Genomic DNA, 15,268 nt, shown 5'->3' with positions numbered 1-15,268 from the left:
CAGGCCTTCACTTCGGCAAAGCGTAAGCCATCACATAATCACCCGGCTTGGTGCCGACCGAGCCGTGGCCGCCGGCGACGATGACCACGAACTGGCGGCCGTCGGCGACCGTATAGGTCATCGGCGTCGACTGGCCGCCGGCCGGCAGCCTGGCCTTCCAAAGCTGCCTGCCGGTCGTCAGATCATAGGCGCGCAGATAATCGTCGACAGCCGCCCCCAGGAACGCGACGCCACCGGCGGTGATCATCGGCCCGCCAATGCCCGGCACGCCGACCTTGAACGGCAGCGGCAACGGTGTCATGTCGCGCACGGTGCCGTTGCGGTGCTTGTAGGCGATCTTGCCGGTCCTGAGATCGGCGCCGGCGACATAGCCCCAGGGCGGCGCCTGGCAAGGGATGCCGAGCGGCGACAGGAACGGCCCCATTACCACCGCGTAAGGCGCGCCCTCGTTGCGGTTAAGCCCCTGCTCGCTGCCGCGTCCTTCGTCCGGCGGCGGCACCTGGTCGCGCGGGATGAGCTGCGACTTGAACGCCAGATAGGTCGGCATGCCGAACATCACCTGCCGGACGGGATCGACCGCCACGCCGCCCCAGTTGAAGACGCCGAAATTGCCGGGATAGACCAGCGAGCCCTGCTCGGATGGCGGCGTGTAGCGGCCCTCATAGCGCAGGCCCTTGAGCTCGATCCGGCAGGCCAGCTGGTCGAACATGGTGATGCCCCACATGTCGGCGCCGGTCAGCGGCTTCGGATTGAAGGAGAGGTCCGATTCCGGCTGCGTCGGCGAGGTGTGGTCGCCCTCGATCGCGCCGCCCGGGGCCGGCACCTCCTTGACGGGAATGATCGGCTCGCCGCTGCGCCGGTCGAGCACGTAAAGATCGCCCTGCTTGGTCGGCCCGACCAGCCCCGGCACGACGCCGCTCGACGTGGTGATGTCGACCAGCGATGGCTGCGCCGGCACGTCCATGTCCCAAAGGTCATGATGCACGGTCTGCCGCACCCAGCGCACCTGCCCGCTGTTGAGGTCGAGCGCGGTGATCGAGGACGAGAATTTCTCGACATTGGCGCTGCGCCCGGCGCCGAGCTGGTCCGGCGTCTGGTTGCCGAGCGGCACGTAGAGCAGGCCGAGCTTCTCGTCGGCGCTCGGCGTCGACCACATGTTGGGCGAGTTGTTGGTGTAGGTCTGGCCGGCCGGCAGCGGCGTCGTCTGGTCCGGATTGCCGGAATCCCAGTTCCACAGCAGCGCGCCGCTGTCGACGTCGAAGGCGCGGATGACGCCCGACGGTTCCTGCGTGGAATAATTGTCGTTGACCGCGCCGCCGACGATGATCTTGCCGCCGACGATGAGCGGCGCCGAGGTCGAATAGTAGTAGCCCGATTTCGGATACGGCATGTTGGCGAGCAGGTTCAGCGTGCCGCCCTCGGCGAAGGATGCACACACCTGCCCGTTCGCGGCGTCGAGCGCGATCAGCCGCGCGTCGGAGGTCGGCAGATAGACGCGCGCGGGGCATGGCTGGCCGGCGGCGACCTTGCCGTCGGCATAATAGGACACGCCGCGGCAGGTCTGGTGCTGCCGGTTCGGATCGAGCTTGATCTTCGGGTCGAAGCGCCATTTCTCCTTGCCGGTCGTGGCATCGATGGCGATGGCGAAATTGTGCGGCGTGCAGATGTAGAGCGCATCGCCAATCTTCAGCGGCGTCACCTGATAGGTCGTCTCGCCGATGTCGTCCGGACCCTTCACGTCGCCAGTACGATAGGTCCAGGCCGGCTGCAGCGAAGCCACGTTGTCCACGGTGATCTGGTTGAGCGGCGAATAGCGCTGGCCGAAGGGCGTGCGCCCGTAGAAGTGCCATTCGCCTTCCGGCACGTTGCCGCCGAGATCGGCCGTCGGCGTCACCTTGTCGGCGCTGAGCTCGCCGGCAATGTCCTTTGGGTCGGCGGTCATCGAATAGCCGGCCACGGCCAGCGAGGCCAGCACCGCCAGGATCAGCGGCGCGCGTCCATCGGGACCGGTGAGCCCTCGCCTCGCCCAAGGCGTCAGCAGCCACAGCGCCAAAAGCACGATGACGCCGCCGCGCGGACCCAGATCCCACCAGTCGAAGCCGGCTTCCCAGACCGCCCAGCACAGCGTGCCGATCACGATCGCCGCATAGAGCCAAAGTCCTGTCGACCTGCGCCGGAACAGCAGCCAGGCGGTGATTAGGAAAGCAAGGCCGACAATGACGTAGTACCAGCTGCCGCCGAGCATCGCCAACCGGATGCCGCCGCCGCCAAGAACCAGACCGATGAGAGCAAGGATTACGGCGGTGAGGATGGTTGCCATGACGACACTCCTTCAGGCGCAGCAGGCGAGCGTCCGGAAACCGCCGTCGCCAAATGCAACCGTAACGCGCTTTCGAGTCTGTTTCACCTCGCCGCCGTAGTTTTCTGCCCGCTCGCGCGAGGTGTCAAATTAGCAGGACAATATCCAACGATGTCGCGGGCATTGCTCGGTCCTGTCCGTTCACGTCGAAATGACGAAGCCTGGCGGTCGCCATTCTTCTGCCGGCAATCGGGCGATGCTATGCTTTGCCGATGAAGGCCGACGCCGCCTCGTTGCTTGAAAAGGCCCGCCACGCTTACGCGCAGCGGGCATGGGCGGATGCGTTCGCGCTTCTGCAGGCTACGGACGCGATCGCGCCGCTGGGCCCGGACGATCTCGAACGGCAGCTCTGGTCGGCCGCCATGCTCGACCGCGATCAGGACAGCCAGGTCGCCGGTGACCGCCTGTTCGAGGCCTATGTCGAAGCGGGCCGTTACGACCGGGCGGCGTATTGGGCGTTCTTTCGCGGCTTCCGCCTTCTCGCCCTCGGCGAGGAAGGCCACGCGACGGCCTGCATCCAGCAGGCCCAGCGCCTGGCCGACGGCTTCGGTCGCGAATGCGCGGCGCATGGCTATCTGATCTTGCTGGCGGCCCAGAAGGAACTCATGACGGGTAACGATCCGGCCGCCGCGCCGCTGGCGAGCCAGGCCCTGGCGATCGGCGAGCGCTGTTGCGATATCGACCTCGTCGCCTTCGCCAGATGCTATCTCGGCCGTGCGCTGGTACGGCAGGGCCGGATCGACGAAGGCATCGCCTCGCTCGACGAGGCCATGCTGCCGGCCGTCGACGGAAAGCTCTCGCCCATCGTCACCGGCCTGATCTACTGCAACCTCATCGCCGCATGCCGGCAGGTCTATGCGCTCGACCGCTCGCGCGAATGGACCGAGGCGCTGTCGAACTGGTGCGGAACTCAGCCGCAGCTTGTCCAGTTCAACGGCGTCTGCCTTTTGCACCGCGCCGAGATCATGGAATTGAACGGCGCCTGGCAGGATGCGATCGCCGAGGCACGCCGCGCGACGACGTCGTTGGCCCATACCACGGCCAGCGAGGCGGCGGCGGGCGCGGCCTACCAGGAGGCCGAAATCCATCGCTTGCGCGGCGAGTTCGCCGCCGCCGAGGACCTCTACCGCACTGCCAGCCGGCTCGGGCTCGAACCGCAGCCCGGCATGGCGCTGCTGCGGCTGGCGCAGGGCCGGGCCGAACAGGCTGCGGCAACCCTTCGCCGCGTGCTCGCCACGACCAAGGCTCCACTCGGCCGCGCCCGCCTGCTGCCGGCTCTGGTCGAGATCATGATCGCCGCCGGCGCAATCGAGGAGGCACGCGACGCCTGCCAGGAGCTGGAAGCGATCGCCAGCCGTTTCGCGACCGACATCCTGGCGGCGATGGCCTCGCAGGCGAGAGGCGAGATCGACTTGCACGAAGGCAGCGCCGCGACCGCGCTCGGCCATTTCCGCGCCGCGCTGACGACCTGGCAGCGTGCCGGCGCTCCCTATCTCGAGGCGCGGCTGCGCGTGCTTGCCGGGCAGGCCTGCCGCATGCTTGGCGACGAAGACGGCACCGAGCTCGAATTCGATGCCGCCCGTACGGTTTTTGCCGGCCTCGGCGCCGCGCCCGACCTCGCCCGGGTCGCCGCACTGACCCGGCCGACGAGCTTGCCTTCGCATGGGCTGACCCGGCGCGAGATCGAAGTTCTTGGCCTTGTCGCCACCGGCAAGACCAACAGGACGATAGCAACCGACCTTGGTCTCAGCGAAAAGACCGTCGACCGGCATCTCAGCAACATATTCGACAAGCTGGCGGTCAACTCGCGCGCGGCTGCCACAGCCTACGGCTTTCAGAACGGCCTGCTCTGACGCAACGACCTTCTGACCTCGAGCAATTCCAGAAAAGTGTGAAACGGTTTCCGTTCGGAATTACGTCAAAGCAAAGAGATTGAGCGGTTCGGCGTTTCCGTGAAACGATGAAACGCTCTAGCGGCATGGGGAAAAATCCCCATCGCATTTTTCTGACTCGTGAGGTGTCTCCCCGAAGCGCCGCGGCGCCGTTCCCTTATTTTTGGTCCGCCAGTGACGAACCAAATGGAGCGATCATGAACCCGACTTCGACATCCGGACCGGCCGCGATGCAGGCAATGACCCTGCGCGGTCGTCACAACATTCGCATCGCCGAAACCAGGGCACGCGCCGGCGCGTTGCTGGAACCGGGAGCGGCCTTCATGCACCTGGAGGCCGATGCTCTGCAGGCAATCGGCAGCGATCCATCATCAGGCGACGAAACGCGGCCTGCGCTCAGGGAAGAACATGTCGACGTCGTGGTCATCGGCGCCGGCCAGAACGGTCTTTCCGTCGGCTATCACCTCGCCCGCAAGGGAGTGAAGTTCGTCATCCTGGAGGGCCGCGAACGCGTCGGCGACATCTGGCGCTCGCGCTGGGATTCGCTGCGCCTGTTTACCCCGGCACGCTTCGACGGTCTGGTCGGCATGCCCTTCCCCGCCGCGCGCTATTCATTCCCGACCAAGGACGAAATGGCCGACTATCTCGAGGCCTATGCGCGGAGGTTTGCCTTGCCGGTGCGCACTGGCGTCAAGGTCGACGAGGTGACCCGTTCCGGCGAGCGCTACATCGTCACATCAGGCCAGACCCGCTACATCGCCAAGCACGTCGTCGCCGCCGCCTCGAGCTATCAGAAGCCGAAGATCCCGGATTTCGCGGCGTCGTTCGATCCGTCGATCCGGCAATTGCATTCGGTTGCCTACAAGAACCCGGAACAGCTCAAGGCAGGTGGCGTGCTTCTTGTCGGCGCCAGCAATTCCGGTGCGGAAATCGCCATGGATGTCGCGCGAACGCATCAAGTGTGGCTGTCGGGCCGCCATCCAGGCCACATCCCGGTCGCCTACAATGGCTACTTCGCGATGCGTTTGGTCCTGCCGGTGGTCTTGCGCATCGTTTTCCACCGTTTGCTCACCGTCGATACGCCGATGGGCCGCAAGGCCAAGCCGGAGCAGTTGTCGCATGGCCTGCCGCTGATCCGGGTCAAGCCGCAGGATCTGGACGCCGCCGGCGTCCGCCGGGTCGCCCGCGTCGCCAGTGCCCGCGACGGCAAGCCGCTGCTCGACGACGGCCAGCTTCTCGACGTTGCCAACATCATCTGGTGCACCGGGTTCCGGGCCGGGCTCGATTGGATCAAGCTGCCGATCTTCGACGACACCGGCCGGGTGAAGCAGTATCGCGGCGCCGTCGAAGGCGAACCGGGACTGTATGTCTGCGGCCTGCATTTCCAGCACTCGACCTCCTCCACCATGATCCACGGCGCGGCACGCGATGCCGGCTACGTCGCCGACAAGATCGGCGAGCGCATGCGGGCAGCCGCCGGATAAGGGCTTCGAGGCGCTTGCCGGCGCTGGAAAAGCCACCACGCCCGGCAATCGTGTCGCCAAACCAGAACAAAACATAGACACTTCTGGCCTTTCGCTGCCGAATCACTACATTCGGGGGCAATGTCCGGCTTTTCGGAAGACATGCCCTTTTTTGACGAACCGAATGCGCGGCCCGCGGCCCCGTCCGGCATAGCCGCGCGCGCCATGGCCGCCCGCAGCGGCCAGAACAGCGCGCCCGACTATCTGAAGGGCCTGAACCCCGAGCAGCGGCTGGCGGTCGAGACGACCGAAGGCCCGGTACTGGTGCTGGCCGGCGCCGGCACCGGCAAGACGCGCGTGCTCACCACCCGCATCGCCCACATCCTTTCAACCCATAAAGCGAATCCATGGGAGATTCTCGCGGTCACCTTCACAAACAAGGCCGCACGCGAGATGAAGACCCGTATTGGCCTACTCGTCGGCGAAAAGATCGAGGGCATGCCGTGGCTCGGCACCTTCCACTCGATCGGCGTCAAGCTGCTGCGCCGCCACGCCGAGCTCGCCGGGCTGAAATCCGATTTCACCATCCTCGACACCGACGATGTCGTGCGTCTGATCAAGCAGCTCATCCAGGCCGAGGGGCTGGACGACAAGCGCTGGCCGGCCAAGCAGTTCGCCCAGATGATCGACGGTTGGAAGAACAAGGGGCTCGGCCCCGCCGACATCCCGGAGGGCGACGCCCGCAGCTTCGCCAACGGCAAGGGGCGCGAGCTCTACAAGGCCTATCAGGAGCGGCTGCAGACCCTGAACGCCTGCGATTTCGGCGACCTGCTCTGCCATCCGATCCGTATCTTCCGCGCCTATCCGGATGTGCTGAAGGACTACCACAGGCGCTTCAAATACATCCTCGTCGACGAGTACCAGGACACCAACACCGCGCAGTATATGTGGCTGCGCCTGCTGGCGCAGCGGCCGCAATCCTCCCCCCTTGAGGGGGAGGTGCCCGCGAAGCGGGCGGAGGGGGTCGCCGCAGAAGGCACCGCCCGGTCATCGAGCACAGGGGCGTCGAGCACTGCCGCGAGGACCCCACCCGACCGGGCTTCGCCCGGCCACTCTCCCCTCAAGGGGAATTCCCGCCCGGCCACCGTCAACATCTGCTGTGTCGGCGACGACGACCAATCGATCTATGGCTGGCGCGGTGCCGAGGTCGACAACATCCTGCGCTTCGACAAGGATTTCCCCGGCGCCACCATCATAAGGCTCGAACGCAACTATCGCTCGACCGCGCATATCCTCGGCGCCGCCTCGCATCTCATCGCCTTCAACGAAGGCCGCTTCGGCAAGACGCTGTTCACCGACCGAAACGACCCCGAGGACGACAAGGTGCATGTCCACGCCGCCTGGGATTCGGAGGAAGAGGCGCGCGCCGTCGGCGAGACCATCGAGGCCTATCAGCGCCCCGATAAACAAGGGAATCGGCACAATCTGAACGACATGGCGATCCTTGTGCGCGCATCCTTCCAGATGCGCGCTTTCGAAGAACGCTTCATCACGCTCGGCCTGAGCTACCGCGTCATCGGCGGCCCGCGTTTCTACGAGCGCATGGAAATCCGCGACGCGCTTGCCTTCTTCCGCGTCGTCGCCAACGGCGGCGACGACCTCGCCTTCGAGCGCATTGTCAACGTGCCGAAGCGTGGGCTCGGCGAAGCCACCATCCGCCAGATCCACGACACGGCGCGGGCGCTCCGCATCCCGATGCTGGAAGCCGCCGGCAACCTCGCCGAAAGCGACGAGCTGAAGCCGAAGCCGCGCGCCGCCCTGCGCGAGGTCGCGGCCAATTTCGAGCGCTGGCAAAAGGCGCTGGAGACCACGCCGCACACCGAGCTCGCCGAGACCATCCTGGAGGAGAGCGGCTACACCGACATGTGGAAGAACGACCGCTCGGCCGAATCGCCCGGGCGGCTGGAAAACCTCAAGGAGCTGATCCGCTCCATGGAGGAGTACGAATCGCTGCGCGCCTTCCTCGAGCATGTCGCGCTGGTCATGGAGGCCGAGCAGAGCGAGTCGCTCGATGCGGTCTCGATCATGACGCTGCATTCGGCCAAGGGTCTCGAGTTCGAGACCGTCTTCCTCCCCGGCTGGGAAGAAGGCCTGTTCCCGCACCAGCGCGCGCTCGACGAAGGCGGCCGTTCCGGCCTCGAGGAGGAGCGCCGCCTCGCCTATGTCGGCCTAACACGCGCCAAGAAGAACCTGCACATCTGGTTCGTCTCCAATCGCCTCATCCACGGCCTGTGGCAATCGACCATCCCGTCGCGCTTCCTCGACGAATTGCCGGAAACCCATGTCGAGGTCGCCGAGAGCGGCAACTCATATGGCGGCTACGGCAACAGCTACGGCGGCGGCTCGTTCGCCTCCGGACGCGGCAGCCGGCAGAACCCCTACGGCGCCTCGCGCTTCGACAATATCGGCGAGGAAAAATCCTTCTCCAACACCTATTCGACGCCGGGCTGGCAGCGCGCGCAGGCCAACCGCACCGAGGCCACCGATCGCAACTGGGGCACGCGCTCCGGCCACCAGGTCGAGCGCATCGGCTATGGCGAGACCGACAGCGGCTACGGCGCCGGCCGCACCAGCGTCAAAGGTCGCACCATCGACGGCGAACTGGTCGCCAAGTCCGTCGCCGACAAGCCGTCGGCCTTCAGCGTCGGCGACCGCGTCTTCCACCAGAAATTCGGCAACGGCAACATTGCGGCAATCGAAGGCAACAAGCTCACCATCGACTTCGACAAGGCCGGCCAGAAACGCGTGCTGGACGGCTTTGTCACCGGCGTGTGAGCAATTCCCTCACCGATACCTCGCCTGGTTCCACTTATGGCCGAGCAGCGACAAGATGATGATCAGCCCGTTGAAGAACTGCACGTAGAAGCCGCTCAGCCCCGCCGCCACCACGCCGGTCTGGATGAACGACACGGTCACCGCGCCGATCGCGCCGCCGACCACCGTGCCGATGCCGCCCCAGGTCGGCGTGCCGCCGACGAACACCGAGGCCAGCACCGGCAGCAGATAGCCGTCGCCGGCCGTCGGCCACCAGGTGAAGTTGATCATCACCGAGAAGGTGCCGGCGATCGCCGCCCCGATGCCGGTGAAGACGAACACCTTGACTTTGACGCGCTTGACGTCGATGCCCATCTGCTTGGCGCTGTCCGGATTGTCGCCGACTGCCCTCACCTGCGCGCCGAAGCGGTGGCGGTTGTAGAGCAGCGCCGAGAAAACGACGAAGGCGATGGCCCAGAAGACCTGCACCGGGATGCCCCAGAGCTGGCTCGAGAAGATCTTGTAGGCTGAGCTGTCGGCAAGGCCGGTCAGCGCCATCGACCTGCCCTCGTTGATGATCTGGATCAGGCCGCGCAACAGGAAATTCATGCCGAGCGTGGCGATCAGCGACGACAGTCCGCCATAGACGACCAGCGATCCGACCAGGAAGCCGAGCAGCGTGCCGGTGACCAGCGCGGCGGCGATGCCGAGGAACGGATCATAGCCGGCCTGCACGACCAGTGCGAAGACCCATGAGGCAAAACCCATCGTTGCCGGGAACGACAGGTCGATCTCGTCGCAGGTGACGACGAAGACCAGCGGCACCACCACGAACAGCGCAACGGGAAGCGTCGTCAGTACCGAGCTGTAGAGATACCAGGTGGTGAACACCGTCGGATTGGCGATGATGAACACCGCCATCATGAAGATGAACACGCCGAGCGTGCCGAGCGCGGCGCGGTTGTCGATGACGAAGCCGCGCAGCCAGTGGTCGGATGGATGGCTCCATTCCTTGCCTGCCTGGCCGCTTGTTCTTCCCAGGGGAGATTGCAGATCGGGTTCCATGGCCTTGCTCATCGCGCTCCCTGCTCCGCTTCGCCCGCCTCGTGCAGTCCGGGCAGGCCGCCCGGATGCGCCACGTCTTCCATGAAGTTGATGAGATCTTCCGCCGACTTGATCTGGCTGCGGTCGGCGGTCAGCGCCACCTTGCCGCGGTCGAGCACCACGAAGCGGTCGGCAATGTCGAAGACGTGGTGGATGTTGTGGCCGATGAACAGGATCGACCGGCCGCTCGCCCGCACCTGGCGCACGAAGTGGAAGACCTTGGCGGTCTCGGTCAGCGACAGCGCCGTCGTCGGCTCGTCGAGGATGATCAGCTCCGCCTGCTTGTAGATGGCGCGCGCGATCGCCACGCCCTGGCGTTCGCCGCCCGAAAGCTGGCCGACGATCGAGTGCGGCGTGAACACTTTCGAGGTGAAGCCGATCTCCCGCATCAGCCGGCTCGCCTCCTCGATCTCCTTGTTGACCTTCAGCCAGCCCATCCAGCTGGTCAGTTCGCGACCCATGAAGATGTTGCGCACGATCGTCTGCTGCACCGCCAGCGCCCGGTCCTGGAACACCGTCTCGATGCCGGCATCGCGCGAGCGCGCCGCGCTCCATCCGCTGACCGGCTTGCCGCGCACCAGGATCTCGCCGCTGGTCGGCTTGACCACGCCTGACAGGATCTTGATCAGCGTCGACTTGCCGGCGCCATTGTCGCCGATCAGGCCGACCACCTCGCCGCGGTCGACGCTGAGGTTGACGCCGCCAAGCGCATAGACCTGGCCATACGACTTCTTGATGTCGCGCAGTTCGATGATGCGTTCGCCCATGCGATCCTCGCTCGGATTGTCTGTCTTGCCGGTCTCCTCGCCGGCGGCCCCGCCGGCCGGGCGAAATCCCGGCCGACGGCTTGGGAGGTCAGCGCAGCGCCTGCTTGGCCAGCTCGGCGACGATCTCGTAATTCTGCGGCGTCACGAAGCCGGCGCCGGTATCGACATTCATCGGCGCCAGACCCAGCACTACCTGCTGGCAGAGGCTGAGGATCGGCAGGTAGCCCTGCAGGAAGGGCTGCTGGTCGGCCGTCAGCTGCACCCAGCCGCCCTTGAAGCCCTCGACGATCTGCGGGCTGGTGTCGAAGCCGAAATTGAAGATCTCGCCGGGCTTTCTTCCCGCCGCCTGCATGTAGGTGGCGACATTGCCCAGCATCTGGCCGCCGGGATAGCCGACCGCCTTGATATCAGGGTTGTTGAGCAGGGCCGCGGTGATCACCGGAATCGCCAGATTGGGGTCGGATGCCCATTCGCCGCTCGGCGGTGACGGCAGCTGGATGACACTGATGCCGGCCTCCTTGAGTACGGCCACCGTGCCGCGCTCTCGCGCGCCGCGGGCCTCGTTCTCGAACGGGCCGATCATGATCGCCTTGTCGCCGGACTTGAGCTTGCCGAGCTTGATGGCCTCGGCGCCGAGTGCACGGCCCTGCTGCTCCTGCTGGGCGCCGACATAGCCGCCGCCGAACGCTTCCACCACCTTCGGCACCGGAACGTTCTGGTACATCATCTTGATGCCGTCCTTGTGCGCCTGCTCGGCCAGAGGCATGATCGCGGCGTCGCCCGGATGGCCCATCATGGCGATGCCGTTGGGTTTCACGGCGACGGCCTCGCGTAACTGCTGCACCATCTTCTCGGAATCCCACTGCGAGAAGATGTAGTCGACCTTAGGCCCGAGATCGGCGGCCGCCTGCTTGGCGCCATTGTAGACGATGGTGCCGAAGGCGTCGCCCTCCGCGCCGCCGACGAAGAAGCGGATGTGGACGTCCTTGCACCATTGGGCATCCAGCGCCTGCGCCGGCAAGGTGGAGATGGCGGCGGCAAGCGCCGTGGCTGCGGCCACGACGGTCGTGCGCAGAAGTGTCGTTCTAAACGCGATGCTCATGCACGTTCCTCCCTTTGTTTCCTCGCCAAGCGAGGGTTTTCGACATTCGCTTCGGCAGTGCGCCGCAAAACTGGCCGGCCGGCTCCTCCCGCCGGCCAATCCTCACATCAACTTTGGCCTCACATCGGATTTGGCAGGTAGCTGGCACCTCCCCTGCATTGCTTGAGATAATCCAGCGCGCGCACTTGCCCGGTGATCTCCAGGTCGTCGCGATAGACAGGGTCGTGCCAGCCCTCGATGTCGATGGCGCCCTTGTAGCCGGCCAGCCGCAATTCGCTGATCACCCGCGTCCAGTCGCTGTCGCCGAAGCCCGGCGTGCGCATCTGCACGAAGGGCAGCCGGCCGAACACGCCGTGCTCGCGGATGACGTCCCAGCGCACGGTGGCGTCCTTGCCGTGGACATGGAAGATGCGCGGCGCCCATTTGCGGATCTGCGGCATCGGGTCGATCAGGTAGACGAGCTGATGGCAGGGCTCCCATTCGAGGCCGAGATTGTCATCCGGCAATTCGTTGAACATCAGCTCCCAGGCATCCGGATTGTGGGCGATGTTCCAGTCACCGCTGGCCCAGTTGCCATCCATCGCGCAATTCTCGAAGGCGATGCGCACGCCCTTGTCGGCGGCGCGCTTCGCCAGCGGCCCCCAGACCTCGCGGAAGCGCGGCAGGCTGTCGGTCAGCGGCTTGCCGCGAATACGGCCGGTGAAGCCGCTGACCGTGGAAGCGCCGAACAGATGCGCATGATCGATCACCGTCTCCCAGGCGGCGAGCACGCCGCGATCGACCTCGCCGCTCTCCAGCGGATTGCCGAACACGCCGATCGACGAGACGGTGACGTCGGCATCGCCGATCGCCTCGCGGATCTGGCCGGCGAGCCGCGGCAGGTCCTTGCCGCCCAGCGTCTGCCAGAAGAAGGGCTGGATGCTCTCGAAGCCGAGCGGCAGGATCTGTTTGATGTAGGCGGCCGGGTCGTCGAGATTGGCCCTGACCATGGTGCCGATCCTGATGTCGAGGAGCGGGTTTGGCATCATTGCGCATCCCTGGCGATCGCCACGCGGCGTCCGGTCTCGGCGCTTTCGATCGCGCCGAAGACCATGGCCAGGCTGTTGATGTTGTCGGTGCCGCGCGTTTCCGGCTCGGCGCCGGTTTCGATCGCGTGCATGAAATCCCTGATGATGCCGAGATGGCCATCGACGCGGTCGGATGCGTCGAGTGGCGGCACCTCGATTGGCTGGGTCTTGTCGAACAGGCCGTCGCGGCCCGCAGCCACCACCTCCGCCTTCAGCCCATCAAAGCCGTCCCAGAGCAGGCTGCCGCGCTCGGCGACGATGCGCCAGCTCCCTTCCCAGCTGGTCCGGAAGCCGTCGGCGCACCAGCTGCCCGCATAGGTAAAGACCTTGCCGCCGCCGAAATCGAAGACGGCGCTCGCCGACGATCCCTGCCGGTACCAGGAACTGGCCGGCTCCCACTCCTGGCAGTAGACGCTGGCCGGCTCGCCGGCGGCCATGTAGCGGGCGGCATCGAAGGTGTGGATCGCCATGTCGAGCAGCAGCACATGGGACATCTCCTCGCGAAAGCCGCCGAAATGCGGCGCGACGAAGAAGTCGGCATGGATGCTGGTCGGCTTGCCGATGGCGCCCGAGTCGAGAAAGCGGCGGATGCGCCGGACATTGGCGACATAGCGGCGGTTCTGCACGACGGCATGGACGCGCCCCGCCCGGCGCGCGGCCTCGATGATGGCGCGCGCATTTTCCGGACTGTCGGCGAGCGGCTTTTCGGTCAGCAGATGGCAATTGTGGGCAAAGGCCGAAAGCGCGACGTCACGGCGGGCGGCGGGAACGACGACGTCGAACACTGCGTCAGGCTTGGTCTCGTCGAGGACGGCATCGAGGCTGGTGCCGATGACGGCCCCGGCAAGCCCGTATTCGCTTGCCCTCGCCTGCGCCCGCTCGGCATCAAGATCGACAAGGCCGGCAATCGTCAGCCCGTCGATCTGCCTCGCGGCATCGAGCCACTGCTTGCTCATGGCTCCGCAGCCGGCCAGGACGACCTTCATCCAGCGCTCCTCCTCCGCTCGACCCCTCCAGGCCGATCGTCACGGCATCCACGGCGTCACCGTAAACGTTTTTCCGTAAACGTTTACGAGAACACACCCGATAGCGTAGAATGTCAATCGGCTGTTTGCGAAAATCATCCCAAAGCCTTGGCCTGAGCGGCAGCCGGTGCTAGCCAAGGCAGGGGGAGAACCGTCCTTGGCGTCCAGCATCCACGACCTTGCGCGTCACCTGAACATTTCGATCGGCACCGTGTCGCGGGCGCTGAACGGCCGCGCCGATGTCAATGCCGACACACGCCAGCGCGTGCTGGAAGCCGCCAAGCAGCTGAACTACGCGCCCAACCAGTCCGGCCGCAGCCTCCGGCAAGGCGCCACCCACTCGATCGCCTTCATGCTGCAGCCGCATCCCGGCGACCAGCAATATGGCGAGCCCTTCTTCATCCCGTTCCTCACCGGCCTGCAGGGCAGGCTCGCCGAAAGCGGCCTCGACCTGATCGTGGTCATGGGCGCGCCGGGCGACTACCAGCAGGAGCGCCTGCGCCGCGTCGTCGAGACGCGCCGCGCCGACGCCGTGGTGCTGGCCTGGACGCGGCGCGAGGACGAGCGCATCGACTATCTGACCGAGAGAGGCTTCCCCTTCGCCACGCTCGGCCGCAGCCGTTCCGGCGGCAAGTCCTACCCTTCCCTCGACCTCGATTTCGAGAAGGCCGGCAGCGACGCCGTCGACCGGCTGGTGGCGCGCGGCCACCGCCGCATCGCCGCGGTCCGCCCTGCCCTCAATCTCAATTTCGGCTACCTGTTCCTCGACGGCTACCGCAAGGCCCTGAAGCGGCACGGCATCGAGGTCGATCCCGGCCTGATCGCCGACGGCTTCATCAACGAGGGCGGCGGCTACCAGGTGACACCGCGCGTGATGCTCTCCAAGGACCGGCCTACGGCGATCATCTACAACAACGACGCTATGGCGCTCGGCGGCTGCAAGGCGCTGGCCGAGATGGGCATCCGGCCCGGCCACGACATCGCCGTGACGGTCATCGTCGACACGCCGCTCTGCCGCTATTTCTCGCCGGCGCTGACCGCCTTCCGCCCGGCGCTGCAGCCCATGGGCCGGCGGTTGGCCGAGATGCTGCTTGCATCGCTCCCCGCCTTCGCCGGTCCGGAAGGCACGCGCATCATGCGCGAGGTCTGGCCGCTGGAACTGATCGCGCGAGAGAGCGACTGATAGTCGCCGAGTGTAGCCGCATCGACCTCAGTCCACTTTCTCCTCGCCCTTCTCGCCAGCCTTTACGATGTCGCCGGTCGTGAACAGGATTTCCTTCAGCTCTGCCCGCCAGTCCTTCTTCTGACGCAGCAGGAATTCGAGATTCATGCCGAAATGCTTGAACTCCTCGCCTTGCGCATTTTTCATGATGGCGCGCGCCTGCGCGTCCTTTTCCACCGACATGCGCTGCTCGTACCAGCTGATCGCCTCCGCCTCCTCGATCAGCGAAGTGATCATGCGGGCAAATGTCCGCACCTTCTGCGTCAATTCCTCCGCCGGCTCGTGATACTGATCGAAACCCATATGTCCTCCTGAGCCCATGGCTCGACCGACCATCGCAGGCGATGCCTGGGCTCGCCTGCAACGGTTGCGATTGGAAAATGGTTCCGGGGCACGCGCCGGCGCGGCCTGTCACGCAGGTATCATGTTCGAGTCCTAGACCGCTTGGCGGAA

11 protein-coding genes are annotated in these 15,268 nt (G+C 65.8%); 4 read left to right on the top strand and 7 right to left on the bottom strand.

Translation table 11 applies throughout. The features are described 5' to 3' along the window. Window positions 1-7 precede the first annotated feature (7 nt). Window positions 8-2,320: a glucose/quinate/shikimate family membrane-bound PQQ-dependent dehydrogenase gene (locus EN857_RS12695; protein ID WP_128346394.1), complete on the bottom strand. Its 2,313-nt coding sequence runs from the start codon at window positions 2,318-2,320 to the stop codon at window positions 8-10. Between the two features lie 251 nt (window positions 2,321-2,571). Between EN857_RS12695 and EN857_RS36155 the strand changes: the two genes are divergently transcribed. From EN857_RS36155 to EN857_RS12680, 3 genes are all read left to right on the top strand, one after another. Next, a complete protein-coding gene (locus EN857_RS36155; RefSeq protein ID WP_127393396.1) occupies window positions 2,572-4,212 on the top strand; it encodes a helix-turn-helix transcriptional regulator in 1,641 nt (546 codons plus the stop codon). 236 nt (window positions 4,213-4,448) lie between these two features. Next, window positions 4,449-5,735, top strand: coding sequence for an FAD-dependent oxidoreductase (locus EN857_RS12685; RefSeq protein ID WP_245493381.1), 1,287 nt, complete (start codon window positions 4,449-4,451; stop codon window positions 5,733-5,735). A 120-nt stretch (window positions 5,736-5,855) separates the two neighbouring features. Further along, complete coding sequence (locus tag EN857_RS12680) at window positions 5,856-8,549, top strand: UvrD-helicase domain-containing protein (protein ID WP_135858700.1); 2,694 nt, start codon at window positions 5,856-5,858, stop codon at window positions 8,547-8,549. 9 nt (window positions 8,550-8,558) lie between these two features. On the opposite strand, the gene EN857_RS12675 is transcribed toward EN857_RS12680, so the two are convergent. The 5 genes from EN857_RS12675 to EN857_RS12655 all read right to left on the bottom strand — a co-directional run bounded on the left by EN857_RS12675 (window position 8,559) and on the right by EN857_RS12655 (window position 13,554). Further along, window positions 8,559-9,605, bottom strand: a complete 1,047-nt coding sequence (locus EN857_RS12675; RefSeq protein WP_127286430.1) for an ABC transporter permease — start codon at window positions 9,603-9,605, stop codon at window positions 8,559-8,561. After that, complete coding sequence (locus EN857_RS12670) at window positions 9,602-10,399, bottom strand: ATP-binding cassette domain-containing protein (protein WP_127286431.1); 798 nt, start codon at window positions 10,397-10,399, stop codon at window positions 9,602-9,604. The genes EN857_RS12675 and EN857_RS12670 overlap by 4 nt, the downstream gene beginning before the upstream one ends. 88 nt (window positions 10,400-10,487) lie before the next feature. After that, window positions 10,488-11,501: a substrate-binding domain-containing protein gene (locus EN857_RS12665; protein WP_127286432.1), complete on the bottom strand. Its 1,014-nt coding sequence runs from the start codon at window positions 11,499-11,501 to the stop codon at window positions 10,488-10,490. A 119-nt stretch (window positions 11,502-11,620) separates the two neighbouring features. Beyond that, on the bottom strand, window positions 11,621-12,529 hold the full coding sequence (locus EN857_RS12660; protein WP_127394015.1) for a sugar phosphate isomerase/epimerase: 909 nt from the start codon (window positions 12,527-12,529) through the stop codon (window positions 11,621-11,623). Further along, the gene (locus EN857_RS12655) at window positions 12,526-13,554 is read right to left on the bottom strand and encodes a Gfo/Idh/MocA family oxidoreductase (protein WP_127394014.1); all 1,029 of its coding nucleotides are present in this window, start codon (window positions 13,552-13,554) and stop codon (window positions 12,526-12,528) included. The genes EN857_RS12660 and EN857_RS12655 overlap by 4 nt, the downstream gene beginning before the upstream one ends. 196 nt (window positions 13,555-13,750) lie before the next feature. Here EN857_RS12655 and EN857_RS12650 point away from each other — a divergent pair, with 196 nt between their 5' ends. After that, window positions 13,751-14,776, top strand: coding sequence for a LacI family DNA-binding transcriptional regulator (locus tag EN857_RS12650; protein WP_128276327.1), 1,026 nt, complete (start codon window positions 13,751-13,753; stop codon window positions 14,774-14,776). A 27-nt stretch (window positions 14,777-14,803) separates the two neighbouring features. On the opposite strand, the gene EN857_RS12645 is transcribed toward EN857_RS12650, so the two are convergent. After that, window positions 14,804-15,118, bottom strand: a complete 315-nt coding sequence (locus tag EN857_RS12645) for a hypothetical protein (protein ID WP_127286181.1) — start codon at window positions 15,116-15,118, stop codon at window positions 14,804-14,806. Window positions 15,119-15,268: the final 150 nt, after the last annotated feature.

It is taken from the genome of Mesorhizobium sp. M4B.F.Ca.ET.214.01.1.1, from assembly GCF_004791545.1.
Classification (GTDB): Bacteria; Pseudomonadota; Alphaproteobacteria; order Rhizobiales; family Rhizobiaceae; genus Mesorhizobium; species Mesorhizobium abyssinicae.
The sequence above is the reverse complement of the archived record's forward strand: the minus strand, read 5'-3'. Positions and strand labels throughout refer to the sequence as shown.